This window comes from Ekhidna algicida (assembly GCF_051379705.1).
Classification (GTDB): Bacteria; Bacteroidota; Bacteroidia; order Cytophagales; family Cyclobacteriaceae; genus Ekhidna.
Map to the genome: position 1 here is coordinate 3,136,654 of NZ_CP179868.1, position 21,582 is coordinate 3,158,235.

Genomic DNA, 21,582 nt, shown 5'->3' on the forward strand with positions numbered 1-21,582 from the left:
TCATGGAACCACGTCCAGTTCAATTCTCCAGGACCAAGCTCACCGAGCTAATGATTCCATCCTTCGCCAACTTTGGTGGAAAGGTACATGGTGGTCTTATTCTGTCATTGATGGATAAAGTAGCTTATGCGGTTGCCAGTAAGCATGCAGGCACATATTGTGTTACTGTGACCGTAGATGGAGTTGAGTTTTTACAGCCGGTGGAAGTTGGTGAGTTATTGACCTTAGATGCAGCTGTTCATTATGTAGGGAATAGCTCCTTGATTGTGGGTATTAAGGTTACCTCAGAAAACGTGAAAACCAACAAAGTGAAACATACGAATAATAGCTACTTTACCATGGTTGCTAAAGGTGACGATGGAAAACCATCACAAGTGCCTGAACTTATATTGGAGAATATGACCGAGATGAGACGCTTTGCTGATGCCATCAAGCGCAAAGAAGTAAAGCGTGAGGCAAATGCCAAAATAAAGAAGGAAGAGGATGAGTTTATTCCCGTTGATGATATGGAGCTTCTAAACAATCAACGATGCAAAATAGAGTTCAAGCTGGACGATGAAATCAACGATCTTTTTTCCGATACATAAATTTCAGACCTGACCAATCTTCATCAACTGCACACACTTTTACATCCACTAGTCCACCCTTAAGACCAAATTCCCGGACAATATTCCCATTCAGGTCTGTTTCAATTTTGGAGCCACCTTTGGGCCATGAAACCCACAAAGTACCGTCTTTTTTCAAGGCTTTTTTCCAATTCTTCCATTCAGCATTTAGCGTAGCTAAATGAGTGATGAAGACATGCTGAAAATCATAGGGAGGAGCATTCAGTTGATCCACCCATTCGGTGTCTTTTGGTGTTTCTTCCAGCAGCTCAAAATAGTTTTCAGGAGAATTAAATAAGAAACAATTGTATCCCTCTTTGATACCTAGTTTTTTCCACAGCGGGTTTTTCGAATAGCCAGCCATTAATTACAGTAGTTAGGTGTTTCTCCTTCCCAATCCCGTACGGTAGCGCCTTCAAATTCACCGCAAGCCCTGCTTCTTTGCCCGAGAGCGATGTAAGCATTTGCGCTGGTCACGTATGAAGCAGCACTATCCGGCCACACATACTTATTCCAATCAGAAGCTTTTATTGCCATATCCGGATCATCTAGCTCAAGATAGATGTCTGCAAGGTTGGTGTATAGGTAATAATGTGATTCGGGTACATACTTTTCGTTGATCACTAATGCATACCCTTCGCCATAAAAGGCCTTGTATCTCTTGATAGCCAGCCTATGAGCAATAAGGAGGTGATCCAGCGCTTCCTCGGGATTATTCATCTCATCTCGTTGTATTTCAGCAATCTGAACAAGAGAGGTGATGATTTCATATTCCCCGACGAGGAAATTCTTGAGAATTTCAATAGCCTTTTCCGGCCGATCAGTTTCTTTATAAGCATCGGCTAGCTTTTGTCTGAGCTCATAAAATGGCAAATTAGGCGCAAACTCCTGAACAAGCTCATACAATGAGATGGCGCCATCATAATCTCCTTTTTTATACTGAAGATCTCCTTTTGCTATGATCTTATCAAGCATAGAGCTTTTGAAATCTTTCATATCCTTCTCTTCTCCTCTAAAAAAATTCAAAGAAGTCATGAGTTCAAAGGCTGTTTTGTATTCTCCTGCTTCAAAAAATGTTTTTGCTTCGGCGTATGTACTGCGCCTTTCTGCTAGCAATTCCTTCAGTTTATGGTCATCGTAGCTTTGTTTAATCCAAACACCAGTCATCACAACCAGGGCGATTAAGAAGGTAATTCCAAAAGCGTATGCAGTAGCAATGGCATTTTGTCGATAGTCTATCCGACCAGAAGCATACCGTCTTCTATTTTGATTTTTCCATGCATCCGGTCGCGGAGGCTGGTAAGAATAAGGCCTTGCTTCACTTTGAGAAAATTGTCGATACTTAAGCTTAAGGTCAAAACGAGCTTTCTCATATTCATCTGACAATATTTGATGCGCTCGGTTGATTTCCTTGAACTTCTCCTCCATTTCCGGCTTGTCAGGGTGCTTATCGGGATGATATTTAATAGCCAACCGCTTAAAAGCCGCTTTAATCTCAACTGGAGAAGCATCCTCTGAAAGTCCTAGTACATGGTAGTAGTTAGTCATTGGAAAGATTAAGGTACTTTTTTAACGAGATAATTTCCCAAAAGATATCCTAAAAAATAAAAAAAACATCCGCTCAATGAACGGATGCTTTAACTAGTTGTTAAGAGGAATTGTCTTCGATATTTTTAACACAAACCTTAAGTCTGAATAGACAAGGTGCCATGTGTGAATCGTATAGTTATTTGGTGGAGTTGCTGTCAGACGGCTGGTCAGATAGCAATGATAGGAATAAGGGGATTTTCATTGAAAATATCCATGTATACAGTAGGTAGACAATTTCAATTTATCAGATTTAGTATAGGATGAATAGAGAGTGGTTGGGTCGTCTGGCTAGGTGAGAAAGTCGTTCAAAGACGGTTGGCTGCATAAAAACCCAAAAAGCAAACGGCTAATCCGCCAATCATACTAATGGAAGCATAGAGGAAGAATTGAAGAGTTAATCCATCCCTGATGAGTTTGAGTCCGTCCAGTGCAAAAGCGGAAAATGTAGTAAAGCCACCGCAGAGACCGGCAATTAGAAATAAAGATGTTTGTTGATTTGTCTTGAGCAAACCACCGCTGAGTAAGCCGATTAGCAAGCAGCCTACTAAATTTACAATCAAAGTGCCAGTATATGGCTTATCAGCAAAGTTTTTAAGCGTCAATAGATAAACACCATACCTTGCCGCACTTCCAATAAAACCTCCCATACCAACAATCAAAAGATCTTTCATTTTTCAAAGTTGCTTACATGTAGTTGAAGTTCGGGGAAAAACTGATCGAACTCGCTCTGGAAATCTTGATAATGTTCTTTTAGGGCTATGGAAGCCTCATCCATTTTATTTTCGTATTTCGTACGTTTACTCATTCCGGTCAGTGATCGATCTATGCCTTCAATAAACTGATAATTGTAAAGCCAATTATCCCTGGACATATAGCTCAGCATGTTGGTAACTCCTTTTGGTATGATATCTACATACTTTTTCATTACCTGATAGAAATTTTCGGTGTATTGCTTTAGAGGTATTTTGGAAAAAGAGGCCCAATCTTTTGCCAGAAAGTGGTCATAAAACACATCTACAATGACTGGAGCATAATGCCTGAATTTCTCTCGCAATCTTATTTTGCTTTGAAGGACGGTATCATGAGTGTCGGTAAAATGATCGATGCTTCGGTGTAGCCGAATTCCTTTTTGAATTCTGGACGCATACTGTTCTAACTGTGCGCCTTTCACAAAATCTCCGATGAAGTTTCCAACTAAAATTTCCTCATCATCGCCGCTTAAATAAAGATGTGCTAAGAAATTCATTAATGTCAATAGTTGAACGATAAAACAAATAGTTTGAGATTAGCCGCTACAGGCTTACTTTTGTGAAGCATAGTATAAAGCTATAGTAACTTAATTTAAAGGCATCGAAAATAATTTTCCAAATATCGTAAGGTCTCATTTGAACATGCTTGTGCAGCTGGCTCGAGTAGATGGAGTAGTTGTACAGGAAGAGATTGATTTGATTAAGCAGATCGGTAAAGCCAATGGAATGTCTGCTGAAGAAATTAGCGAATGTTTTGAAGATCCATCAGTGATTGAAGGACTTGAAACACTTTCCGATGATCAGCGATATGACTATCTCTACAATGTGGTTCAATTGATGAAAATTGATGGAAGGATTTATAAGGAAGAAATTAAGTTTTGCGCAAAAATTGCCAGCAAGCTAGGCTATGATGAAGATGTTTTGCGAGAGATGATGCTCAAAATTTATAGCGATCCGCACATTACCACAGATAAAGAGACATTAAAAGCAAAGATTCAAACCTATCTGCGACGATGAAAAGCTTCGTTGTTTTTTCCTTTGCAATATCCTTATTTTTTCAAGCCACAGCTCAAATTAATACCGACGAAAATTCAATTCGTGAGGCGTTGGCATTACAAGTAGAATGCTGGAATGAAGGAGATCTGGAGTGCTTCATGGATGGATATTGGAAGTCGGACCAATTGGTGTTTATAGGTAGTTCAGGAGTTACCTTTGGCTGGCAAAAAACGCTAAATAACTACAAGAAAAAATATCCTGATAGGGAGACAATGGGCAAATTATCATTTGAATTGATAATTGTAGAACCCTTGAGTGAAGATTTCTGGACCGTAATAGGCAAATGGAACCTCATGCGCAAAAGCGACAATCCCAAAGGTCATTTCTCTCTTATTTTTAGAAGATTAGACGATCAATGGGTGATCGTATCTGATCATTCAAGCTAATTTACACACATACTTAATTTGGCTATTTGGTGTTTTTTGAGTAGATTCTATGCTACATCAAACATTAAATTCAGCTAAATATGGTAATGAGCTACAGAGGAGCAGAAGCTCCAAAAACCCAAGCCACTCAGGCACTTAAGGTCGAAGATTATATGGCACGAAAGCTTATCACTTTCAAACCTGATCAGCCGATGCATGAGGTGGTAGATGCATTGATGAAATATAAAATTTCGGGTGGACCTGTAGTGAATGATGATGGAGAATTGGTAGGCGTGATATCAGAAGGAGATTGCCTAAAAGAGGTAGTAAAAGGCAAATACGACAATATGCCCATCTTCACCGGATTGGTTGAAGAACACATGGCACAAAATGTTATCACGGTGAATCCTGATATGAACATCTTCGAGGCTGCCAAAATGTTTTTAGAAAAGCGACTTAGGCGATTTCCAGTGATCTATGAAGGAAAACTCATTGGTCAGATTAGTCAAAAAGACGTTATGAAGGCTGTTTTAAACGCCAAGAGTTCTACCTGGTAGCGGAGAAGAGCTTTCTTTAGTATTTTCGTTCTAATCAAAACCGATGAGAATGAAAAAGTTGCTATTCACACCACTTCTATTTCTATATTTTTCTATTTATGCTCAAGTAGATGTCAAGACAGTTGACAAATACATTGAGCAAGCCCGCCAAGACTGGAATGTACCCGGAATGGCTATAGCCATCGTGAAGGATGGAGAGATAGTGCTCAGCAAGGGATATGGTGTAAAAGAATTAGGTAAAAAAGACAAAGTAGACAACAATACACAGTTTGCCATTGCTTCCAATTCCAAAGCATTCGTAGCTTCTTGCATTGCAAAACTCGTAGAGGATGGTAAGCTTTCCTGGAAAGATAAAGTTCAGGATTACCTTCCATATTTTTCGCTTTATGGCAATCAATATGTTTCTGCTGAAGTAACGGTTGAAGACTTGCTGTGTCACCGAGTAGGTCTTGGCACTTTTAGTGGAGATGTGATTTGGTACAAATCAGAAAAAACGCCAGAAGAGATTATCAAGCGCGCTGCTTATGTCCCCGAGGTTTACAGATATAGAGATGGGTATGGTTATACCAATTTGATGTTTATCGTAGCGGGAGAGGTGATCCGTGCTGTGACAGGAAAACCTTGGGAAGATTATGTGAACGAAAATTTCATTGATCCGCTGGGAATGAACAACACTGTGATTAGCATAAGCGACCTGAGCGATAACGCTGCTACGCCACATAAACCTACTTTAGAAAATGGGACAATTCCTGGTCCTTGGGCAAGCTGGGACAACTCAAGTGCAGCCGGAGGGATCATTTCCAGCTCTTCAGATATGGCCAAATGGATGATCATGAATCTAAATGGTGGTGAATGGGATGGAAAAAGATATATAGCTAAAGAACAGCAAAACTTGCTTTGGACGCCTCACAATAACTTTAAACTGAGTGAGGGTTCCAAAGAATCCTTACCCGGCAGGCATTTTGCAGGATATGGTTTGGGATGGAGCGTGATGGACTACCATGGAAATCTTGCTGTAAGTCACGGTGGTGGTTATGATGGAATGTACTCTCGTGTGTTCATGATACCAGATATGGAGTTAGGAATAGTTGTATTGACCAACACCATGGAAGGAATCTCAACTCCCGTTGCATATTACATAGCAAATCAGTACTTGCAAAAAGACACGCGCGATTGGTCAGCAGAGTATTTGGAAAGAGCAAGATCTCGAAATGGCCACAAGGATGATGTGGAGGAGCGCAGGTCAAAGCGAGTTTCAGGAACCAAGCCATCCGTCGATCCGTCGCTATTTGATGGCGTCTATTATGATCCCATGTTTGGAGACATCACCATCACACAAGATGGAGAGGCATTTAGAATTGAATTTGCCGATGCTCCTAAACTAAGTGCAACTTTAGAACACTGGCACTATGATACCTATGAGATCAAATGGGATGAAGAGCATGCCTGGTTTGACTTTGGCACTGTTTCCTTTGAGTTGGACAACAACCTGGAAGTAGATGGGATCGAATTTGATGTGCCCAATGGAGATATCTTTTTTCATGAGCTGCATCCTAGGAAGAAAGACTAATTCATTTAGTCCATTTTAAAGGCGGGACTTTCTCGCCTTTAGCTGAGCACTCGATCAATGTATTGAAGCGCTTGTCTCTTGTTTCTTCTCGTTTGGCACTCATTACCCACCAGATGGATTGCTTTCGAAAAGAGGGAGCTAGCTTCTCATTGAAGAAGGCCCAGGCCTCTTTATTCACCTTTAATTTCTCTTCGTAATTGCTGCTGAGTTTGACATTCTTTTGTTCGAAGAATGCTTGGCCGGTATTTCCATGTCTCTTTTTGCTATAGGCTGTCAAACCAGCTTCCATAACTAATCCTTCTTTTTTTAATTCTGCAATGCGCTTGATGTTCACGTGACTCCAGTGACTGGTTGGTTTGCGGGGTGTGAAGCGAACCTGATATGCCTCTTCATCAATTTTTTTTCTGATGCCATCAATCCATCCGAAGCATAATGCCTGATCCACAGATTCAGGCCAGGTGATGCTGGGTTTTCCTGTGGCTTTTTTGTAGTATCCTACCCAAAGCTCACTTTCCTGTTTATGGTTTTCTTCGAGCCATTTTCTAAAATGATCAGGTGTGGAAAAAAAGGTAGCCATTACTAAAACGGCAATAAATCCGGTTCTACGTATTCAAGCTTAGCTCGCTTGTCAGCAAAGACATTGAACCCGTAATGCTGAGCAAGCAGATCTTTGAAGTTGGTAAGCAATCTTGGAAACTCCTTCATTAGTCCTGGAAAATCAGCAGAAGTAGCCTTCTGCATAAAATGATCCATTGCTTTTACAGATGCGACTGTTACGGTCTTGTTGAATTTATCGAAGACACCTAGCGACTCTGCATATCCTTTAATCTGTTCACACATGTTGCGCTCTGCTTGCTCCCGTCCATACTTTTCAATATGTATATATGCAAGCCTTAAGTGAGCTTCGTGAGAAAAAAGGCCGGGTTTCAACTTGAAGCTTTCAAACTGTCTTTCAAACTCTTCATCGGTATACTGGAAGTGATCTTTGATGCGCATAATGCAAAGGTTAAGAAAAGAAAGGAAATGGTATACGAAGGATGGTGATCAAAAGGTTACACGATTGTTTTTTATCAAATACCTCAAATATTGAGGTATTTATTTGCAATACATCATGACTTGATGTATTGTTGCGTTATGTATTCAAAAGAACTCTTAAAAGGCACATTAGAAGTGATTGTATTAAAACTTCTCTCAGAGCATGGAAAAATGTATGGTTACGAACTTTCGCAAAAAGTAAAAGAAGAAACGGAAGGGAAGATTCACTTGAAAGATGGTTCGCTCTATCCTGCACTCCACAAGCTCACCAAAGATGGGATACTCACTTTTGAAGAAGTAAGCATTGGTAAAAGGGTGCGCAAGTATTATAAGCTGACCGCAAAAGGAGAGGAGCAGAAAGAAACGCTGCTGGATGAAATGAGAGACTTCATTAAAACCATTGAAAAAGTGATTTTTAGCGACCTGAAAACTTCACCTGCGATATGATTGCTGCAGAATATGAAGATCGGATCATTGAAGAGATAAATAAGAGCTCTTTAAAGAATCGAACCTTAAAAGATGACTTGATTGATCACTTCTGCTGTATGGTGGAGATTGAGATGGACAAAGGCCTTTCTTTTGAAAAAGCATTGGAAAAAGCATATAAGCAGACAGCTCCAAACGGGCTGGATGAAATACAACAGGAAACAATTTTTTTACTCAATTACTCAAAAATTATGTTTATGAAACGACTAACGTATGTATCGGGCTACCTTTTTACTTTAACATGGGTAGTAGGACTATTTTTTAAAATCCAACACATGATGGGTGCAGGATTATTACTTGGAATAGGTGCTCTAGGTTTGGCAGTTATCTTTTTGCCACTATTGTTGATCAATAGATACAAATTGATTGCCAGAGAAGTACTGGGGGAGCGGTTGAAGTGGATTTTTGGACTAGCATCCGTTTTCCTGCTTATTACCTCCAGCACAGTTAAAATTCTTCATTTACCAGGAGCTAATGTTTTGATCGGCCTATCTCTTGTATTGTTAAGTTTTGGATTTTTGCCATTCCTCTTTTTTAGGATGTATAAAAAATCTGTGGATGAACTCTGAGGTTAAGGACTAAACTCAAAGTGGAAAGGCTACCTGTTTCAGGTAGCTTTTTTTATTTAATATCTAATTCGCTTTAGCTGAGTCACCCCAAGTTAGCGCAAAGGTGTCGCCTTGTACTTATTCGCAATCAACACTACAAAAAGATATAGCAAGCGACCAAAACTGCCAGAAGCAGTGCCACAAAAACGTAGATGAAGAGATTACTTTCTTGATTTGATTTCCTAGCACCCATAATTAGTGGTTCGAAGATAAGTTTTAGAAGCTACACTTACTTACCATGTTATTAACTCGTAATCACCTCTCTTGTGTTCATCTAGTCGTTTTCTTATTCATGCTTATTTCCTCTCCGAGACATGCCCTTACCGTAGGCAACCCCAAAAACGATTCCTAAACTAAGCCACAGACCCAAGTTGTCTGTTGCAACACCAATGGATGTACCAATGCCTATGCCTAGTGCTATTCCAAGTGAAAGCCTTTTATCTTTTTTCATGTGACTTAAAAGAATGATTCAAGCTCAAATTACCTGAAATAGTGGGCTATTTCACAAGAATTATGGTAAGCGGTTCTTATTCCGCCTGCATCGCTCGCTGCAGTACTTCACTTTCTCCCAAGTATCTCTCCACTTCTTTCGCCAGTTAAAAGGTCTTTCACAAATGGGGCAGATTTTCTCAGGAAGGTGCTGTTTTTTCATTTGGAGAAATCCGGGATTTCTTCGGTACGTGCATAAGGAAAAGAAGCAATGGGCGATAACGAATAGTAAGTGTTGAGTCCGCCGATACCCGAGGAGTTAAACAAAGAGAGATCGATATAACCTTTCTCATCCATTGCCCGGTCGGGTAGTATCAGTTCCTGGATTTCACCTACCATCATTATGGTGCCATTGATTTTGATAGGAATCTCATCAACTAACTTCAATCCCATTTTGATGTGGCACTCTTTCACATACGGAGCATGGAAGTTTCCAATATACTCCTCTGTCAAGCCGCAGCGATCAAACTCGGAAACCGAGCGATCTACTTTTGCAGAAGTGTAATGTGCTCGGTTTACAATAACTGAAGGAATGTGATTGATGGTGTAAAAACCATTTTCGCGAATGTTTTCATACGTGTGACGAGGCACTTCTCCGGTTGGTCGCATAATAAAACCAATCAAGGCAGGATTGCTACCCAGGTGAACGACACTGCTAAAAATCGCAACGTTAGGCTCATCATCATTGGACTTAGTTCCAATCAAATTCGCCGGCTTAATGCCCGTAATTGAGTTAATGATATTGAGCCTCTTTTTATGCTCCAGCTTCTGGATTTCTACTTTGGTTAGCTGCATAATATTAAGACCAAGATGTCTATAGATTGTTTGAATATTTTAAGGGTTTGAGCTATGAATTTCTCCGGTTAGCTCGTGTATGTGTAGCCAATATTCGCTGGCTGTCTTTTTTCACGAGTTCATTTTTTCTGTGACCCCATATTTTGTCACGGGCACGTTTGCCGCTTTCTTTTAAGTCTACAATGGGAGCGGGGTAGTCAACCCCTAATTGAACGCCACAGAAGGCTTGCTCCATATCGGTCATGTTCCACGGTTCATGAATGTGTTCCTTTGGAACATTTGCTAACTCAGAAACCCATAGCCGGATAAATGTGCCTTCCGGATCATGATCATGGCTTTGCTTTATCGGATTGTAGATCCTTACAGTATTAATGCCGGTAGTGCCAGCCTGCATCTGAAATTGTGGGTAGTGGATACCAGGCTCATAGTCCAGAAATTGGTTGGCCAAATGATAAACTCCATCCCTCCAGTCTTGATCCAGATGATGACACAGAAAAGAAACAAGCATAGCGCGCATCCGAAAGTTGATCCATCCAGTAGTGGTCAGGCATCTCATGCAGGCATCTACCAGTGGAAATCCGGTATTTCCTTCTTTCCACGCTTGAAGCTTAGCAGGATCGCTTTCGTGCGGTAGCAACTCATAGCCTCGATTGATACACGTATGCTCATATTCGCATTCAACTTCAAATTTTTGAATGAAATGACAATGCCACTTCAATCGAGTCAATAATCCACCAAATGCTCTTTTGTGATTGTCGTAATTGGGGTGATTCTTTACATGCTGATAGGCTTGCTTGATGCTGAGGTTGCCCCAGGCCAGGTACGGTGAAATTCGAGCACATGAAGTGCGACTTTCGAGCGGTTTTGAGATATGCTTACTGTAGTTTTTACCTCTATCCTTGGTGAAGCTCTTCAGGTATTTCCACCCATTGCTTTCACCTGCCGGCTGATAAGACTGTAGATAATTTTCAAGTCTCTTTAAAAACTCTTTTGGAAGGTTAAAAGAATGATCAATGGCTTGAATTTTTTCACTTTCAGAATAGCTATTCACGATCACAGGCTCCGCCATGGTTACATACCACGTTTTATCCCAGCCATTTCTGTTGGAAATTCCTCTGACAATTCCATCACGTTGAAATTCTGTCCATTCAATACGTTGATCATTAAAATATTGAGCAGTTTTTTTATCGCGGTTCCAGGTAAGTTCAACGCCACTTTCCTGATAGGAAAAGACCTTTTCTACTTTGAATTTCCCATTTAGGAATTCAAAAACTTCCAAAGCTTCACCGTAGAAGACATTCACCTTTCTGTTGTACCTAGCCAGAGTCTTATTCATTTCGAGTATGGACTGGTACACAAATTGGAGGTGACGATCTGATGTGTCCGGATGTTTGATTATCGATGGCTCATACAGATAGATGATTTGATAAGGACGTCCATCGCTTTCCGCAGCTGCTAGTGGCGCATGATCTTGGGTGCGAAGGTCTCTTTTTAGCCAAACAAGGTTGGTTGATTCCATGTCTTGAGTTCCTTTTACACTTTTTCCAAAAGGCGAAAAATGAGCGATAATAGCCTGTCACGTTAAACATCCAATCTCTTGGCTCTTCTATTCCCTGATAGTGATTCAGCGGATGTTCCTTGAATATGATTTGATTCAATTCATACTTGACTTTCAGATCTTGAAATTCACCTACGAAGACCTGTATTCCATTTATGTTCTCTGAAAGATTGAGCGTAAACTCAATGGATTTTTTAGACACCGGATATTTCTCGAATACACTTGGCTCTAATAGCAAAACCCTGTTTACATCACCGTCTTCATGCCACTTTGGATCGAGGTTATAGAAATTGTAGATGAGCGTTGGTTTGCTTGAATCTATTTCCAATTCTTGTAGAATAGGTAAAGGGGTAATCAACTCTGGGATTGTGGTTTCTTTCAGTTTTTCTGGAATCTGCATCTCTTCGAATCTGGAATAATCTACATCGAGAAAAGTCCCATTTTGCGAGGTATAGCAATACTTATTTATGTTTTCCTGATTGGCATAATATTGTTTTCCTGCATTTGCACCAGCAACCCATTGCCAACTCAAGGCATTACTGGCCCAATCTCCGTCTAAGAGGTGATAGTACATCCACTGGGCGGGCACTTTCCAATAGCTCCTACCCACATTACAAGCGATACTGGCTATGTACATTCGTACATGGTTGTGGAGGTAACCATGAGAATAAAGCTCATTAATAGCCGAATCAATAGTTTCTATCTGAGTTTCAGCATTTAGGATAGCATCTGGCATCTCGTGATTTTTCACATTGGGCTGATCCCTTCTTACATCCTTATTAATACTGTCTCCTAGATCAATCCAAGCTTGCTGCCAATAGTCACGCCAGGCAAGTTCCTGGATAAACTTCTCGATTTTATCTGGTTGGTATCCTTTGATGAGCACTGCATGTAAAACCTGTCGCGTAGATATAACGCCTCTTGAAATATAAGGTGATAGTTTGGTGACCGCTCCGTCGATGAAATTCCGAGTTTTCCCATATGCTTCCGGGTCTATCGAATCTATGCGATCGAGTATTTCTTGATACGAGGCAGGAAACATCAGCGCTTGGAAATTTTGTTGAGGCTGATCTGTTTTTGTCTGGAGGATTTGAACCGGACCATTTCAGAATCTTGCTTTTTTAAATGTTTTTGGCTGGGGCCACTATTTACACGCTTGCGCCATAGATTGAAGCTGCTGCGCTTGAGTGTTTGTCGCATCAGTTTGATTACTTCTTTTTCCGGCAGACCAAATTGGAATTCGATGGCTTCAAAAGGTGTACGATCCTCCCAAGCCATCTCGATGATTCTATTGTGATCTCTCTCAGATAAATCTTTCATAGTATAATACCTTCTTTCACCAGATTTTGAAACATTAAGACGTTGTGCTCCGAAATTGTTTTTGATTTTTTTACTTCAAACCAAAAAAGCTCATGATCACCTCCGATGTTTTTTCTGTCTATTTTCTCAAACTGTAGGTAGCCACAAGCATCTTTGAGCACTTGCTTGCCATTCCACTGCGTCAAGAGATTTTTTGAGGCTAAGAATTCCCCTTTATCGAATGAATTCCCGGATTTCTTGCCGAGTGGTCGGACCAATGGTGAATGATTTTGATGAAGGATTTGAAGAACAGCCACGTTGGAATTTTCAAGTAAATCGAGCGTTCGAGTTCCGTAATACACAGCGATCATGAAGATTTTAGGCTTCATGCTTACTGCTGTCACATAGGTGCAGATATTCATATTTACACGATCACCATCATAGGTGGCCAAGCTGTAAACAGGCACATCTACAATATTCCACGGACGCTTAAGGCCCATCAGGCTAACGCATCGATTTCCTTTAACACCTCTTCTGCCTCAGCGACTTTTTGATCGCTGGCTTTTCGATTACTTCTTGAAAGATCATACGATTCTTTCATCAACTTCTCGTATTTCTTTTGAAGCTTTTCCTTCGGAGATTTCTTGCTAAATATTCCCATGCATCACTAACCTTTCCTATGAGAATATGTTAGTTATCAGGCACTTTTTTCCAGGTGATCTTCTCGAAATTCTCCCGGGGACGACCCTACCAGTTTTTTAAAATTTTTGTAAAAGGAGACCTTATTTCTGAAGCCCACCTCTTCACCAATGGCTTCCAATTTCAGGTGATTGGAAGATGCTTGTTGCAATCTTACTTTGGCGTCTTCAATCCGAAATTCATTAATTAATTCGGAAAATGACTTCTCAGAAAACGCATTGAGTGACTGGGATATGCGATACTTAGGCACACCCAATTTCTCGGCAAATGATGAGAGATTGAAATCTGGATCTTGATAATATTTATTCTGTTCCAGTACGTCATTGATCTTTTGCACTAGATAATCGCCATCTTCTTTGGTCAGACTACTGGAAGAGTATTTTGGCTTCACTTTATCCTTTAAAAAGCTAAACTCGCTGAGATAGGTAATTCCGTAGGTGAGAATCACAAAGCCCCCGCAGATGATATAATCCAACCGAAGTGTATAAAACCCAAGTGCTAAGGAAAGGTGGTAAGCTGCCAGTCCTAGAATAAAGGAAGTGTACGGCAAGTAGAAAATGATATTTTCTTTTGCGTAAGCTTTAGACCTCAGCAAGGCTAGGCCATATGCTAAGAATAAGGCAAGTTGTGTACTGTTTACTATAGGTCTTGCTACCTGCCTGAATTCATTTGACAATGGAATGCTGTTCGCAGTTACCCAATAAATAGTAAATACTACAGGAATGATCAGGTGCAACCAGAGCCGATCAATTTGCCCATCTGCTTTCATATAGTAGTAGAAAGAAAATGGCATCAACCAGCTTGATACAATACCCAGCCACAATAAGATCGGGTGCAATTGAAATGCCTGTGTCCAGTAGTTTACATAGTACAGGATGGTAACAGAGAAGCATAGTAGGTAAATGCCAAGAAATACTCTTCTCAGGTTTCGGCGATCAAGCAGAAAAAGTGTGGAAATGATAATTCCATTAATCGCAGCTGCTAAAAACAAGATGATTTCCCATGACATACGCTCTCGATATTAGCTTTTAGTAGCTTCAAGATAAAACTGAATTCTTCGAGATAGATAAATATTAGCTAATATTTACTTCAACTATCCTGCATCATACGTGGGGCGGCTCACAGGAAGGTTATCATTGATAATCAATTAAACTCAAAAATTATGAAACGAATTTTAGCAACTCTCACAATCATTCTGAGCATGACAGCCTATTCCCAACCGCCCCAACCATCTAAAAAAGACTTAGCAAAGATGGACTTTTGGGTAGGCAAATGGGATTTGACCTGGGAAGGGGGAAAAGGGACCAACTTGATAGAAAAAAAACTCAACGGACGAGTGATCCAGGAAAACTTTGAGGCAAAGGAAGGCAATTTCAAAGGGTATCTTGGTACAAGTATCAGCACATTCAATCCACAGGATGGAAAGTGGCATCAGGCCTGGGCAGATAGCCAGGGCGGATATATTGATTTGATTGGGATTATGGATGGCGACACGCGAATCTTTCAAATGACTAGCCCACGTAAACGACCGGATGGGACAGAATCTATTTCAAGAATGCGTTTCTATGATATTACAGAAGATTCTTTCAGCTGGGACTGGGAGGCATCAACCGATGGTGGAGAAAACTGGCAACTGTCTTGGCGTATTAACTACAAGCGAGCTGAATAGTGATACTTAATATTGAGCCATTGGATTCTCAACAAAAGGTTGCAACCTTCGCTGGTATTTGACTATCTAATGGCTCAGTATGAAGAATAATTGGAAAGAATATCTTATTGAATTGGTGATTGTCATTATAGGAATCACCGTTGCTTTCTGGCTCAACAATATGGCTGAGGAAAGTAAAGAGAATAAGCTAGAAGACAAGTTTATTGCAGATGTTCGAGCTGATTTAATAAGAGATTCAAGCAATCTGGCTCAAAGTATAAAATACAATGATTCAAAAGTGGATAAGCTTGAAAAGATCATCATGCTTGTATCATCAGACCAAAACAGACAATATCAGGATAGCCTGATGAATAGTATTGGGGTGATCGGGAACTATGTCTTTTTTTATCCTGAAAGTTTTACCTTAAACTCACTTTTGCAAAGCGGCGACTTCAAACTACTCACATCAGATCAGTTGAAGAAGGAACTTTTACGATATAGATGGATATGCGACATGGTTCAAAGAGATCAAACTAATTTCCTTAATGCTCTTGATGACAATTACTATCCTAAGCTACTTGCAGCAAGAGACATGCTTTCCAATCAAATTGTAGATGAAGAATTTTTCTATGGGATCGAATTCAAGAACTGGACGGCCTATACGTACAATGACACCAAGAACATGTCATATTCCTACCAAAGAACGTTAAAGCAACTTGTCAAAATTTTAGACTTGATAGAGCAAGAGGAACTAGTCACTCACAACAACTAACTTCTTACCATCAGGAGAAGCTGATAACCTGGTGATGTTGGTAATCTCCGAGGATTTTAAGTCGGCAAATTCCAGCCATTCAGAACCTCTTTTCCATACATATAACTTGCTGCCGGAACCCATGATGATTTCTTCTTTCGGCGTCCAGCAGTAATCTTCTGATCTTTCGATAGCCGGCGTTAATATTGCAGACTGATCAGTTTCGGGATTCATACTCTTTATTACCCACTGCTCAGCACTTTTATCCAAATAGCTGAAAGAAGACGATCCCGGAATCTTATGCAGCGATCGACCAATGTTTTCGCCAACAATCCGTGCAGTGTTCGTTCTTGTATTGATTATTTGCATTGTGGCAGGTTCTCCAAGCACAAACGCCACGATCTCGTTAGAATTGATCCAGGCGTGATAACCGATTTTTAAATCGGGAACTAAAACCTCATCAAGACCTCTAAAAGTATAGGCATATAGCAACTGCAATCCAGTTGTATCCAGTCGGATACTTGAGATTCGACCATCAGGCATTAAAGTTGGCGAGTATTCGCTACCACCAAATGTATTGGTAATGATCATGGTATTGCCAGAACCTAGATAGTACCTGGCAATTTCTGTTTGACCTTCCACATTTCTTGCATATAGGACAGATTCCCCATCCGACCAAAAGGAAGGTTGATTATCATATCCTTCATTGCTGGATATATTGATTGGTTTTTCTATTACAAGTCCTTCCGATGATCTTCTCAAGTCCATAAGGTGCACTTCTGTATCAGGTTGCGCGAAGACCAATTGTGAGGCAATGGTGAGTAAAAGAAGTAATAGAAAATTCTTCATTTCAATAACTGTTGTTTTAATAGCTGATTTGATTCGGTCAAACGATAAGTTAAATTTAGTGTTTACTCTTAACTAACCTTTCCATTCTAAAGAAATTACTATGAAGAGAAGAAATTTTATTCAGCTCAGCGCCATTACAGGTGCTATTCCATTTTTAGGAATCAAGGCCTGCGTCTCTCCAATACAAGAAAATGCTAATGAATTGCAAGAAGAGCAACCATTTGAGTTGGAAGAATGGAGTGTGGGGCAGTTGAGTGAAGCGATGGAATCTGGTAAATACACTTCACGCCAGATTTGCGAGCTATATCTAGCCCGAATACAAGAAAAGGATCAGTCTGAAAACGGACTGAATAGCGTGATCGAAGTTAATCCTGATGCACTGGATATAGCAGATAATCTGGACAAAGAAAGATCGGAAGGTAAGGTCAGAGGCCCGCTTCATGGCATCCCAATCATGATCAAAGACAACATAGATACCGGTGACAAGATGATGACCACTGCAGGGTCAATGGCACTAGCGGGTTCTTCAGCTCCCGATGATGCTTTTATAGTGAAAAAATTGAGAGAGTCAGGAGCAGTGTTGCTCGGAAAGACCAATCTCAGCGAATGGGCAAACTTCAGATCTTTCCGTTCATCTAGTGGATGGAGTGGGCGAGGCAGGCAGACCAGAAACCCTTATGCACTGGATCGTAACCCGTGTGGTTCTAGCTCAGGGTCTGGATCAGCCGTTTCCGGAAATATGTGTGCCATCACAATTGGTACAGAAACAAACGGATCTATAGTATGCCCTTCTTCCGCAAATGGCGTGGTTGGCATCAAGCCTACAGTTGGTCTTTGGAGTAGAGATGGCATTATTCCGATATCAGAAACTCAGGATACTGCCGGCCCCATGGGACGTTCAGTGGCGGATGCAGCAACATTGCTAGGTGCGTTGGCAGGAGCCGATAAAGCTGATCCACGAACCGATGAAAATGAAGGTAATTCCTACACAGATTACACCCAGTTTCTTGATGCAAATGGCTTGCAAGGGAAACGAATTGGTGTTTTGGATGGCGTGATTGGTTATCATGAACGAGTAGATGAGATCATGGAAAGAGCTTTTGCAGCCATGGAAGCTCAGGGTGCTACATTAGTTAAAGATATCAAGGTGAGTGAAAGCGGAGCGTATGGAAATTCAGGCTTGGAGCTATTACTGTACGAATTTAAAGACGGCTTGAATAAATATTTGGCTTCTCGGACAGATGCGAAGGTGAAGACGCTTGCCGACGTAATCCAATTCAACAAAGACAATGCGGATGTGGAGATGCCATATTTTCCCCAAGGTATTTTAGAGCGAGCGGAGATGAAAGGACCACTATCAGATGTGGAATATAAAGAAGCACTCGAAACAGTTACTTCGGTCTCCAGAAACGGAATAGACAATGCTTTGAAAGAAAACAAACTTGACGCCATCATCGGAGTAACCGGAGGACCAGCTTGGCCGATAGATGTGATCAATGGTGATCATTTTGGTACAGGAAGTTCTACACCAGCTGCCAGATCAGGTTACCCAAATATCACTGTGCCAGCTGGCTATGTACATGGTTTGCCTGTTGGCATGTCTATTTTCGGAGGTAAATATCAAGAGCCGAAATTGATAAGCATAGCCTACGCTTTCGAGCAAGCAACAAAAGTGAGAAAAGCTCCAAAACTCTTACCAACTTTGCAGCTACCATGATCAAAGCAATTTTTAAATTTTTAGGAATCGGTTTAGTCACCTTGTTAATCATTGGTGTGCTAGTCTACTTGTTTGTTGATGAGTCAGTACCTAGTGGCACTAAAGGGCAGGACGCCGAACAATTGGCTGATGAGATGTTAATGGCGCTTAATAAGCCAGGTTTTGACACAATAGCTATAATTCGGTTTACCTATCCAGGTGGACATAGTTATGAATGGAACAAAGCTGAAAATAAGGTTCGAGTGCAATGGGAAGCCAATGACGTATTTCTGGACTTAAACAGACCAACCGAAGAGTTTAGTACGCTGGAATATGAAGGCTACGAATATTTTCTCAATGATTCATTTTGGCTGATAGCGCCATTCAAGGTGAGGGACAATGGCGTGGTGAGGTCTTCGGTAGAGGTGGATGATGGAAGAGGATTATTGGTGACTTATACAACAGGTGGAGTCACTCCGGGTGACAGTTACATGTGGATTCTTGATGAGAACGGTTTTCCCAAAGCGTGGAAATTATGGACGTCCAATGTCCCATTGGGAGGACTAAAAGTCGGCTGGGGAGGCTGGGTAGAAAAACAAGGAGTCTGGTTTTCAACCTTTCACCCAAGCAAGGTGATAGATCTGGAAATTACCGGGTTGGAGGTTGAGTAACTAGCTCAATATTTCAACTCCAAGCTTCTTGACTTCTTCCCAAAATCTGGGATACGATTTGTTTACTACCATTGGGTCCTCAATTGTTACGTCCATCAGCAGACTTAGCGGCGCAAAAGCCATGGCCATTCGGTGATCTTCGTAGGTATCAATAGAAACTTCATTGGGCAGGTTCAGGCTTGGAGTGAGAATCCATTCGCCATCTCGCTCTTGAAGGCTTGCACCTATTTTTTCCAGCTCATTTTTCATTGCCATAATGCGATCGGTCTCTTTTATTTTCAAGCTCTCAAGACCAGTCATTTGCAATTGGATGCCTGAAGCAGCAGCTACTACCATAACTGTCTGAGCCAAATCAGGGCGGGCTCGAAAGTCTAATCGAATGCTGCCATTAGCCTTTTCCTTTTTGGTAAGAACAACGGCTTCTGACTCAAAATCAGTTGCAATACCCATCTGGCCCATGATATCAACGATTGCCTGATCTCCTTGCGAAGAGTTTTTTCTAACTCCAGGAAGTTTCAACGTACTATCGGTTTTAGCGAGTGCCATAAATCCATACCAATAACTCGCTCCGGACCAATCGCCTTCGATCGCATAACTCGTGGGACGGTAAATCTGAGGTGATATCGAAATTCTTCGGTCGGTCCATTGAGCATTTACGCCAAAAGCCTTCATTAAATCCAACGTCATTTGTATGTAGGGCCCGCTGAAGATTTCAGTAGTGAGTGTAACAGTCAAGCCTTTGGGAAGACAAGGAGAAATCATGAGCAATGCACTGATGTATTGGCTGCTAATATTACCGGGAATCGAAATCTCAGCAGAAGCTTGACCTTTGATTCGATTGACCTTAAGTGGCGGGTATCCATCCTTTTCCAGATACTCAATTTCTGCTCCTAGCTCCCGAAGTGCATCCACCAATGGCCCGATAGGACGTTGCTTCATTCGATCGGTCCCTGTGATCACAGCATCTTGTCCTTGAATTGCCAAATATGCTGTAAGAAAGCGCATAGTCGTGCCCGCATCTTTCACATCATATTCATTGGGTTGATCCTGCAATAATTGTTGCATCGTTTGTGTGTCGCGGGCGTTCGATAAGTTGGTGATATTCTCGATTTCTCCACCAGCCAGTGCATTGATAATCAAGGCGCGATTACTTTCACTTTTCGAAGATTCGAGTGTGATCACACTTTTTAATCGTTTATTATGCTTTTTTAGTCGATTTTTCAATTTTTGGCAGGTTTTTTGAAGAACTACTCACAACTATTTTCGTTACTAAGTTGTCAATAAATTATAATATGTCAAGATCACGTACCATAGGAACAATTTTCGCTTCTGTCGCCTTAGGAGCTCTCACCTTCTTTTTAAGCACGCCCAAAAAAGTGGTAAAAAAGAAAGAGCAGCAAACTTCTCAAGACGATACCAAAAGCGAACAAGAAGAGTTATTTATTTAAGAATTTTCTTAAGAATATCATGCGCTATTAGCACATCATATGTGCACGACCCCAGCTTGTCCAATAGCGAAAAGCGAATCCCTTCTTCATCATTTTTCTTATCCTGAAGTAAATAAGTTTCCACACTTTCCAGTGTAGGTAGTTTTGAAGGGAATGAATAAATACGCTCCAGATATTTTTTCACTTCATCAGCCGAGCGTTTATCCAATTTCCCAACCTCAACAGCCAGTTGATTTTCCAGTAACATTCCCATTGCCACAGCTTCACCATGAAGCAACGGTGAAGTCGTTGCTAAGAACCAGGTCTCAATGGCATGACCAATGGTATGACCATAGTTTAGGATCTTTCTCAAACCTTGCTCTTTTGGATCTTGAGTTACAATTTCATTTTTAATGCCAATGGATCTAGGAATGATCTCATTCCAATTCAAATCTTCAAACGATTGATTAGACAGGAAGTCCCATTGTTCTTTATCCCCAATCAAAGAATGCTTAATGATTTCTGCAAAACCAGACTTTAACTCCCTTTCCGGGAGCGTCTCCAGAAAATCTGTGCTTACGATTACAGCATTTGGTTCCTGAAAAAGTCCGATGTGATTTTTCAATCCGTTGAAATCAACACCTAACTTCCCTCCAATGCTTGCATCAACCTGCGACAGAAGTGTGGTGGGGATATTGATGAATGCCATCCCTCGCTTGAAAGTGGCAGCCACAAAACCACCCATATCTCCGATTACACCTCCCCCAAGATTAATCAGAAGGCTTTTTCGAGTGAATCCTGAATCGGTCAATTGACGCCAGATATCCTGACATGTGGATAGTGTTTTCTCCTTCTCGCCACTTTTTATCTCTACAAGCAGATCCCACTTCAGGTCTAATTCAGGCAAGCAATGTTCCTTTGTATTTTCGTCTACTAGCACGCCTATTTTATCCGGATTTATATCCGAAATTGACGTATTCAGATCAGCATTTAATGTTGAAGAAATAGTTAGGTATTTTGGAAGTTTTTTAGACATTTGTTTAAACAGATAATGGTGTGAATCTGTTAGCTATCTTTGC

General features: G+C 40.9%; 30 protein-coding genes. 12 read left to right on the top strand and 18 right to left on the bottom strand.

What is annotated here, in order from left to right:
* Positions 1 to 2 precede the first annotated feature (2 nt).
* Positions 3 to 587 (top strand): acyl-CoA thioesterase, encoded by a 585-nt coding sequence (locus ACL8WY_RS14010; RefSeq protein WP_436515375.1) that lies wholly within the window; start codon positions 3 to 5, stop codon positions 585 to 587.
* On the opposite strand, the gene ACL8WY_RS14015 is transcribed toward ACL8WY_RS14010, so the two are convergent.
* The 4 genes from ACL8WY_RS14015 to ACL8WY_RS14030 form a co-directional block, all read right to left on the bottom strand.
* Positions 562 to 969 (bottom strand): DUF3052 domain-containing protein, encoded by a 408-nt coding sequence (locus tag ACL8WY_RS14015; RefSeq protein WP_436515376.1) that lies wholly within the window; start codon positions 967 to 969, stop codon positions 562 to 564. The two genes, ACL8WY_RS14010 and ACL8WY_RS14015, sit on opposite strands and share 26 nt — an antisense overlap.
* Positions 969 to 2,153, bottom strand: a complete 1,185-nt coding sequence (locus ACL8WY_RS14020; protein ID WP_436515377.1) for a DnaJ domain-containing protein — start codon at positions 2,151 to 2,153, stop codon at positions 969 to 971. The genes ACL8WY_RS14015 and ACL8WY_RS14020 overlap by 1 nt, the downstream gene beginning before the upstream one ends.
* Before the next feature lie 347 nt (positions 2,154 to 2,500).
* A complete protein-coding gene (locus ACL8WY_RS14025) occupies positions 2,501 to 2,866 on the bottom strand; it encodes a fluoride efflux transporter FluC (protein WP_436515378.1) in 366 nt (121 codons plus the stop codon).
* The gene (locus ACL8WY_RS14030) at positions 2,863 to 3,441 is read right to left on the bottom strand and encodes an ACP phosphodiesterase (protein WP_436515379.1); all 579 of its coding nucleotides are present in this window, start codon (positions 3,439 to 3,441) and stop codon (positions 2,863 to 2,865) included. Before ACL8WY_RS14030 ends, ACL8WY_RS14025 begins: the two co-directional genes overlap by 4 nt.
* 145 nt (positions 3,442 to 3,586) lie before the next feature.
* Here ACL8WY_RS14030 and ACL8WY_RS14035 point away from each other — a divergent pair, with 145 nt between their 5' ends.
* The 4 genes from ACL8WY_RS14035 (at position 3,587) to ACL8WY_RS14050 (ending at position 6,492) form a co-directional block, all read left to right on the top strand.
* Positions 3,587 to 3,961 (top strand): TerB family tellurite resistance protein, encoded by a 375-nt coding sequence (locus ACL8WY_RS14035; RefSeq protein WP_436515380.1) that lies wholly within the window; start codon positions 3,587 to 3,589, stop codon positions 3,959 to 3,961.
* Positions 3,958 to 4,386 carry a YybH family protein gene (locus ACL8WY_RS14040; RefSeq protein ID WP_436515381.1) on the top strand — a complete coding sequence of 143 codons (429 nt, stop codon included), beginning with the start codon at positions 3,958 to 3,960 and terminating at the stop codon, positions 4,384 to 4,386. Before ACL8WY_RS14035 ends, ACL8WY_RS14040 begins: the two co-directional genes overlap by 4 nt.
* Before the next feature lie 86 nt (positions 4,387 to 4,472).
* On the top strand, positions 4,473 to 4,922 hold the full coding sequence (locus ACL8WY_RS14045; RefSeq protein ID WP_436515382.1) for a CBS domain-containing protein: 450 nt from the start codon (positions 4,473 to 4,475) through the stop codon (positions 4,920 to 4,922).
* 49 nt (positions 4,923 to 4,971) lie between these two features.
* Complete coding sequence (locus ACL8WY_RS14050) at positions 4,972 to 6,492, top strand: serine hydrolase (RefSeq protein ID WP_436515383.1); 1,521 nt, start codon at positions 4,972 to 4,974, stop codon at positions 6,490 to 6,492.
* Position 6,493: 1 nt separating this feature from the next.
* Here the strand turns inward: ACL8WY_RS14050 and ACL8WY_RS14055 are convergent, their stop codons facing one another.
* Both ACL8WY_RS14055 and ACL8WY_RS14060 read right to left on the bottom strand, forming a co-directional pair.
* Positions 6,494 to 7,069 (bottom strand): YdeI/OmpD-associated family protein, encoded by a 576-nt coding sequence (locus ACL8WY_RS14055; protein WP_436515384.1) that lies wholly within the window; start codon positions 7,067 to 7,069, stop codon positions 6,494 to 6,496.
* 2 nt (positions 7,070 to 7,071) lie between these two features.
* A complete protein-coding gene (locus ACL8WY_RS14060) occupies positions 7,072 to 7,488 on the bottom strand; it encodes a hypothetical protein (protein ID WP_436515385.1) in 417 nt (138 codons plus the stop codon).
* A 138-nt stretch (positions 7,489 to 7,626) separates the two neighbouring features.
* Between ACL8WY_RS14060 and ACL8WY_RS14065 the strand changes: the two genes are divergently transcribed.
* Positions 7,627 to 7,974: a PadR family transcriptional regulator gene (locus ACL8WY_RS14065; RefSeq protein WP_436515386.1), complete on the top strand. Its 348-nt coding sequence runs from the start codon at positions 7,627 to 7,629 to the stop codon at positions 7,972 to 7,974.
* Entirely contained in the window at positions 7,971 to 8,582 is a 612-nt protein-coding gene (locus ACL8WY_RS14070) for a hypothetical protein (protein ID WP_436515387.1), read from the top strand. The genes ACL8WY_RS14065 and ACL8WY_RS14070 overlap by 4 nt, the downstream gene beginning before the upstream one ends.
* A 325-nt stretch (positions 8,583 to 8,907) precedes the next feature.
* Here ACL8WY_RS14070 and ACL8WY_RS14075 read toward each other — a convergent pair whose 3' ends face one another.
* From ACL8WY_RS14075 to ACL8WY_RS14115, 9 genes are read right to left on the bottom strand one after another with little or no spacing between them, the layout of a single operon-like run.
* On the bottom strand, positions 8,908 to 9,072 hold the full coding sequence (locus tag ACL8WY_RS14075; RefSeq protein ID WP_436515388.1) for a hypothetical protein: 165 nt from the start codon (positions 9,070 to 9,072) through the stop codon (positions 8,908 to 8,910).
* A 60-nt stretch (positions 9,073 to 9,132) separates the two neighbouring features.
* The gene (locus ACL8WY_RS14080; RefSeq protein WP_436515389.1) at positions 9,133 to 9,273 is read right to left on the bottom strand and encodes a DUF2256 domain-containing protein; all 141 of its coding nucleotides are present in this window, start codon (positions 9,271 to 9,273) and stop codon (positions 9,133 to 9,135) included.
* Complete coding sequence (locus ACL8WY_RS14085) at positions 9,270 to 9,905, bottom strand: flavin reductase family protein (RefSeq protein ID WP_436515390.1); 636 nt, start codon at positions 9,903 to 9,905, stop codon at positions 9,270 to 9,272. Before ACL8WY_RS14085 ends, ACL8WY_RS14080 begins: the two co-directional genes overlap by 4 nt.
* A gap of 52 nt (positions 9,906 to 9,957) precedes the next feature.
* A complete protein-coding gene (locus tag ACL8WY_RS14090) occupies positions 9,958 to 11,424 on the bottom strand; it encodes a deoxyribodipyrimidine photo-lyase/cryptochrome family protein (RefSeq protein ID WP_436515391.1) in 1,467 nt (488 codons plus the stop codon).
* Positions 11,312 to 12,505 carry an FAD-binding domain-containing protein gene (locus tag ACL8WY_RS14095; protein ID WP_436515392.1) on the bottom strand — a complete coding sequence of 398 codons (1,194 nt, stop codon included), beginning with the start codon at positions 12,503 to 12,505 and terminating at the stop codon, positions 11,312 to 11,314. Before ACL8WY_RS14095 ends, ACL8WY_RS14090 begins: the two co-directional genes overlap by 113 nt.
* A complete protein-coding gene (locus ACL8WY_RS14100; protein WP_436515393.1) occupies positions 12,505 to 12,783 on the bottom strand; it encodes a TIGR03643 family protein in 279 nt (92 codons plus the stop codon). The genes ACL8WY_RS14095 and ACL8WY_RS14100 overlap by 1 nt, the downstream gene beginning before the upstream one ends.
* Positions 12,780 to 13,262 (bottom strand): flavin reductase, encoded by a 483-nt coding sequence (locus ACL8WY_RS14105; protein ID WP_436515394.1) that lies wholly within the window; start codon positions 13,260 to 13,262, stop codon positions 12,780 to 12,782. The genes ACL8WY_RS14100 and ACL8WY_RS14105 overlap by 4 nt, the downstream gene beginning before the upstream one ends.
* A complete protein-coding gene (locus tag ACL8WY_RS14110; protein ID WP_436515395.1) occupies positions 13,262 to 13,423 on the bottom strand; it encodes a Lacal_2735 family protein in 162 nt (53 codons plus the stop codon). The genes ACL8WY_RS14105 and ACL8WY_RS14110 overlap by 1 nt, the downstream gene beginning before the upstream one ends.
* Positions 13,424 to 13,459: 36 nt before the next feature.
* The gene (locus tag ACL8WY_RS14115; protein WP_436515396.1) at positions 13,460 to 14,470 is read right to left on the bottom strand and encodes a helix-turn-helix domain-containing protein; all 1,011 of its coding nucleotides are present in this window, start codon (positions 14,468 to 14,470) and stop codon (positions 13,460 to 13,462) included.
* A 153-nt stretch (positions 14,471 to 14,623) separates the two neighbouring features.
* On the opposite strand from ACL8WY_RS14115, the gene ACL8WY_RS14120 reads away from it, so the two are divergent.
* Together ACL8WY_RS14120 and ACL8WY_RS14125 are read left to right on the top strand one after the other, a co-directional pair.
* Complete coding sequence (locus ACL8WY_RS14120) at positions 14,624 to 15,130, top strand: hypothetical protein (protein ID WP_436515397.1); 507 nt, start codon at positions 14,624 to 14,626, stop codon at positions 15,128 to 15,130.
* 79 nt (positions 15,131 to 15,209) lie between these two features.
* Positions 15,210 to 15,881, top strand: a complete 672-nt coding sequence (locus ACL8WY_RS14125; RefSeq protein WP_436515398.1) for a DUF6090 family protein — start codon at positions 15,210 to 15,212, stop codon at positions 15,879 to 15,881.
* Here the strand turns inward: ACL8WY_RS14125 and ACL8WY_RS14130 are convergent.
* Positions 15,861 to 16,709: a TolB family protein gene (locus ACL8WY_RS14130; RefSeq protein WP_436515399.1), complete on the bottom strand. Its 849-nt coding sequence runs from the start codon at positions 16,707 to 16,709 to the stop codon at positions 15,861 to 15,863. The two genes, ACL8WY_RS14125 and ACL8WY_RS14130, sit on opposite strands and share 21 nt — an antisense overlap.
* 100 nt (positions 16,710 to 16,809) lie before the next feature.
* Here ACL8WY_RS14130 and ACL8WY_RS14135 point away from each other — a divergent pair, with 100 nt between their 5' ends.
* Together ACL8WY_RS14135 and ACL8WY_RS14140 are read left to right on the top strand one after the other, a co-directional pair.
* Entirely contained in the window at positions 16,810 to 18,426 is a 1,617-nt protein-coding gene (locus ACL8WY_RS14135; protein WP_436515400.1) for an amidase, read from the top strand.
* Positions 18,423 to 19,076, top strand: a complete 654-nt coding sequence (locus ACL8WY_RS14140) for a hypothetical protein (protein WP_436515401.1) — start codon at positions 18,423 to 18,425, stop codon at positions 19,074 to 19,076. The genes ACL8WY_RS14135 and ACL8WY_RS14140 overlap by 4 nt, the downstream gene beginning before the upstream one ends.
* Here ACL8WY_RS14140 and aroA read toward each other — a convergent pair whose 3' ends face one another.
* Entirely contained in the window at positions 19,077 to 20,300 is a 1,224-nt protein-coding gene (gene aroA / locus ACL8WY_RS14145; protein WP_436515402.1) for a 3-phosphoshikimate 1-carboxyvinyltransferase, read from the bottom strand.
* A 68-nt stretch (positions 20,301 to 20,368) separates the two neighbouring features.
* Here aroA and ACL8WY_RS14150 point away from each other — a divergent pair, with 68 nt between their 5' ends.
* Entirely contained in the window at positions 20,369 to 20,524 is a 156-nt protein-coding gene (locus tag ACL8WY_RS14150; RefSeq protein WP_436515403.1) for a hypothetical protein, read from the top strand.
* On the opposite strand, the gene aroB is transcribed toward ACL8WY_RS14150, so the two are convergent.
* Complete coding sequence (gene aroB, locus ACL8WY_RS14155; RefSeq protein WP_436515404.1) at positions 20,517 to 21,539, bottom strand: 3-dehydroquinate synthase; 1,023 nt, start codon at positions 21,537 to 21,539, stop codon at positions 20,517 to 20,519. The two genes, ACL8WY_RS14150 and aroB, sit on opposite strands and share 8 nt — an antisense overlap.
* Positions 21,540 to 21,582: the final 43 nt, after the last annotated feature.

Coding starts and splice junctions, on each gene's coding strand:
- ACL8WY_RS14010 (WP_436515375.1), top strand. CDS start 3: ATGGAACCACGTCCAGTTCAATTCTCCAGGACCAAGCTCACCGAGCTA.
- ACL8WY_RS14015 (WP_436515376.1), bottom strand. CDS start 969: ATGGCTGGCTATTCGAAAAACCCGCTGTGGAAAAAACTAGGTATCAAA.
- ACL8WY_RS14020 (WP_436515377.1), bottom strand. CDS start 2,153: ATGACTAACTACTACCATGTACTAGGACTTTCAGAGGATGCTTCTCCA.
- ACL8WY_RS14025 (WP_436515378.1), bottom strand. CDS start 2,866: ATGAAAGATCTTTTGATTGTTGGTATGGGAGGTTTTATTGGAAGTGCG.
- ACL8WY_RS14030 (WP_436515379.1), bottom strand. CDS start 3,441: ATGAATTTCTTAGCACATCTTTATTTAAGCGGCGATGATGAGGAAATT.
- ACL8WY_RS14035 (WP_436515380.1), top strand. CDS start 3,587: ATGCTTGTGCAGCTGGCTCGAGTAGATGGAGTAGTTGTACAGGAAGAG.
- ACL8WY_RS14040 (WP_436515381.1), top strand. CDS start 3,958: ATGAAAAGCTTCGTTGTTTTTTCCTTTGCAATATCCTTATTTTTTCAA.
- ACL8WY_RS14045 (WP_436515382.1), top strand. CDS start 4,473: ATGAGCTACAGAGGAGCAGAAGCTCCAAAAACCCAAGCCACTCAGGCA.
- ACL8WY_RS14050 (WP_436515383.1), top strand. CDS start 4,972: ATGAAAAAGTTGCTATTCACACCACTTCTATTTCTATATTTTTCTATT.
- ACL8WY_RS14055 (WP_436515384.1), bottom strand. CDS start 7,069: ATGGCTACCTTTTTTTCCACACCTGATCATTTTAGAAAATGGCTCGAA.
- ACL8WY_RS14060 (WP_436515385.1), bottom strand. CDS start 7,488: ATGCGCATCAAAGATCACTTCCAGTATACCGATGAAGAGTTTGAAAGA.
- ACL8WY_RS14065 (WP_436515386.1), top strand. CDS start 7,627: ATGTATTCAAAAGAACTCTTAAAAGGCACATTAGAAGTGATTGTATTA.
- ACL8WY_RS14070 (WP_436515387.1), top strand. CDS start 7,971: ATGATTGCTGCAGAATATGAAGATCGGATCATTGAAGAGATAAATAAG.
- ACL8WY_RS14075 (WP_436515388.1), bottom strand. CDS start 9,072: ATGAAAAAAGATAAAAGGCTTTCACTTGGAATAGCACTAGGCATAGGC.
- ACL8WY_RS14080 (WP_436515389.1), bottom strand. CDS start 9,273: ATGAAAAAACAGCACCTTCCTGAGAAAATCTGCCCCATTTGTGAAAGA.
- ACL8WY_RS14085 (WP_436515390.1), bottom strand. CDS start 9,905: ATGCAGCTAACCAAAGTAGAAATCCAGAAGCTGGAGCATAAAAAGAGG.
- ACL8WY_RS14090 (WP_436515391.1), bottom strand. CDS start 11,424: ATGGAATCAACCAACCTTGTTTGGCTAAAAAGAGACCTTCGCACCCAA.
- ACL8WY_RS14095 (WP_436515392.1), bottom strand. CDS start 12,505: ATGTTTCCTGCCTCGTATCAAGAAATACTCGATCGCATAGATTCGATA.
- ACL8WY_RS14100 (WP_436515393.1), bottom strand. CDS start 12,783: ATGAAAGATTTATCTGAGAGAGATCACAATAGAATCATCGAGATGGCT.
- ACL8WY_RS14105 (WP_436515394.1), bottom strand. CDS start 13,262: ATGGGCCTTAAGCGTCCGTGGAATATTGTAGATGTGCCTGTTTACAGC.
- ACL8WY_RS14110 (WP_436515395.1), bottom strand. CDS start 13,423: ATGGGAATATTTAGCAAGAAATCTCCGAAGGAAAAGCTTCAAAAGAAA.
- ACL8WY_RS14115 (WP_436515396.1), bottom strand. CDS start 14,470: ATGTCATGGGAAATCATCTTGTTTTTAGCAGCTGCGATTAATGGAATT.
- ACL8WY_RS14120 (WP_436515397.1), top strand. CDS start 14,624: ATGAAACGAATTTTAGCAACTCTCACAATCATTCTGAGCATGACAGCC.
- ACL8WY_RS14125 (WP_436515398.1), top strand. CDS start 15,210: ATGAAGAATAATTGGAAAGAATATCTTATTGAATTGGTGATTGTCATT.
- ACL8WY_RS14130 (WP_436515399.1), bottom strand. CDS start 16,709: ATGAAGAATTTTCTATTACTTCTTTTACTCACCATTGCCTCACAATTG.
- ACL8WY_RS14135 (WP_436515400.1), top strand. CDS start 16,810: ATGAAGAGAAGAAATTTTATTCAGCTCAGCGCCATTACAGGTGCTATT.
- ACL8WY_RS14140 (WP_436515401.1), top strand. CDS start 18,423: ATGATCAAAGCAATTTTTAAATTTTTAGGAATCGGTTTAGTCACCTTG.
- ACL8WY_RS14150 (WP_436515403.1), top strand. CDS start 20,369: ATGTCAAGATCACGTACCATAGGAACAATTTTCGCTTCTGTCGCCTTA.
- aroB (WP_436515404.1), bottom strand. CDS start 21,539: ATGTCTAAAAAACTTCCAAAATACCTAACTATTTCTTCAACATTAAAT.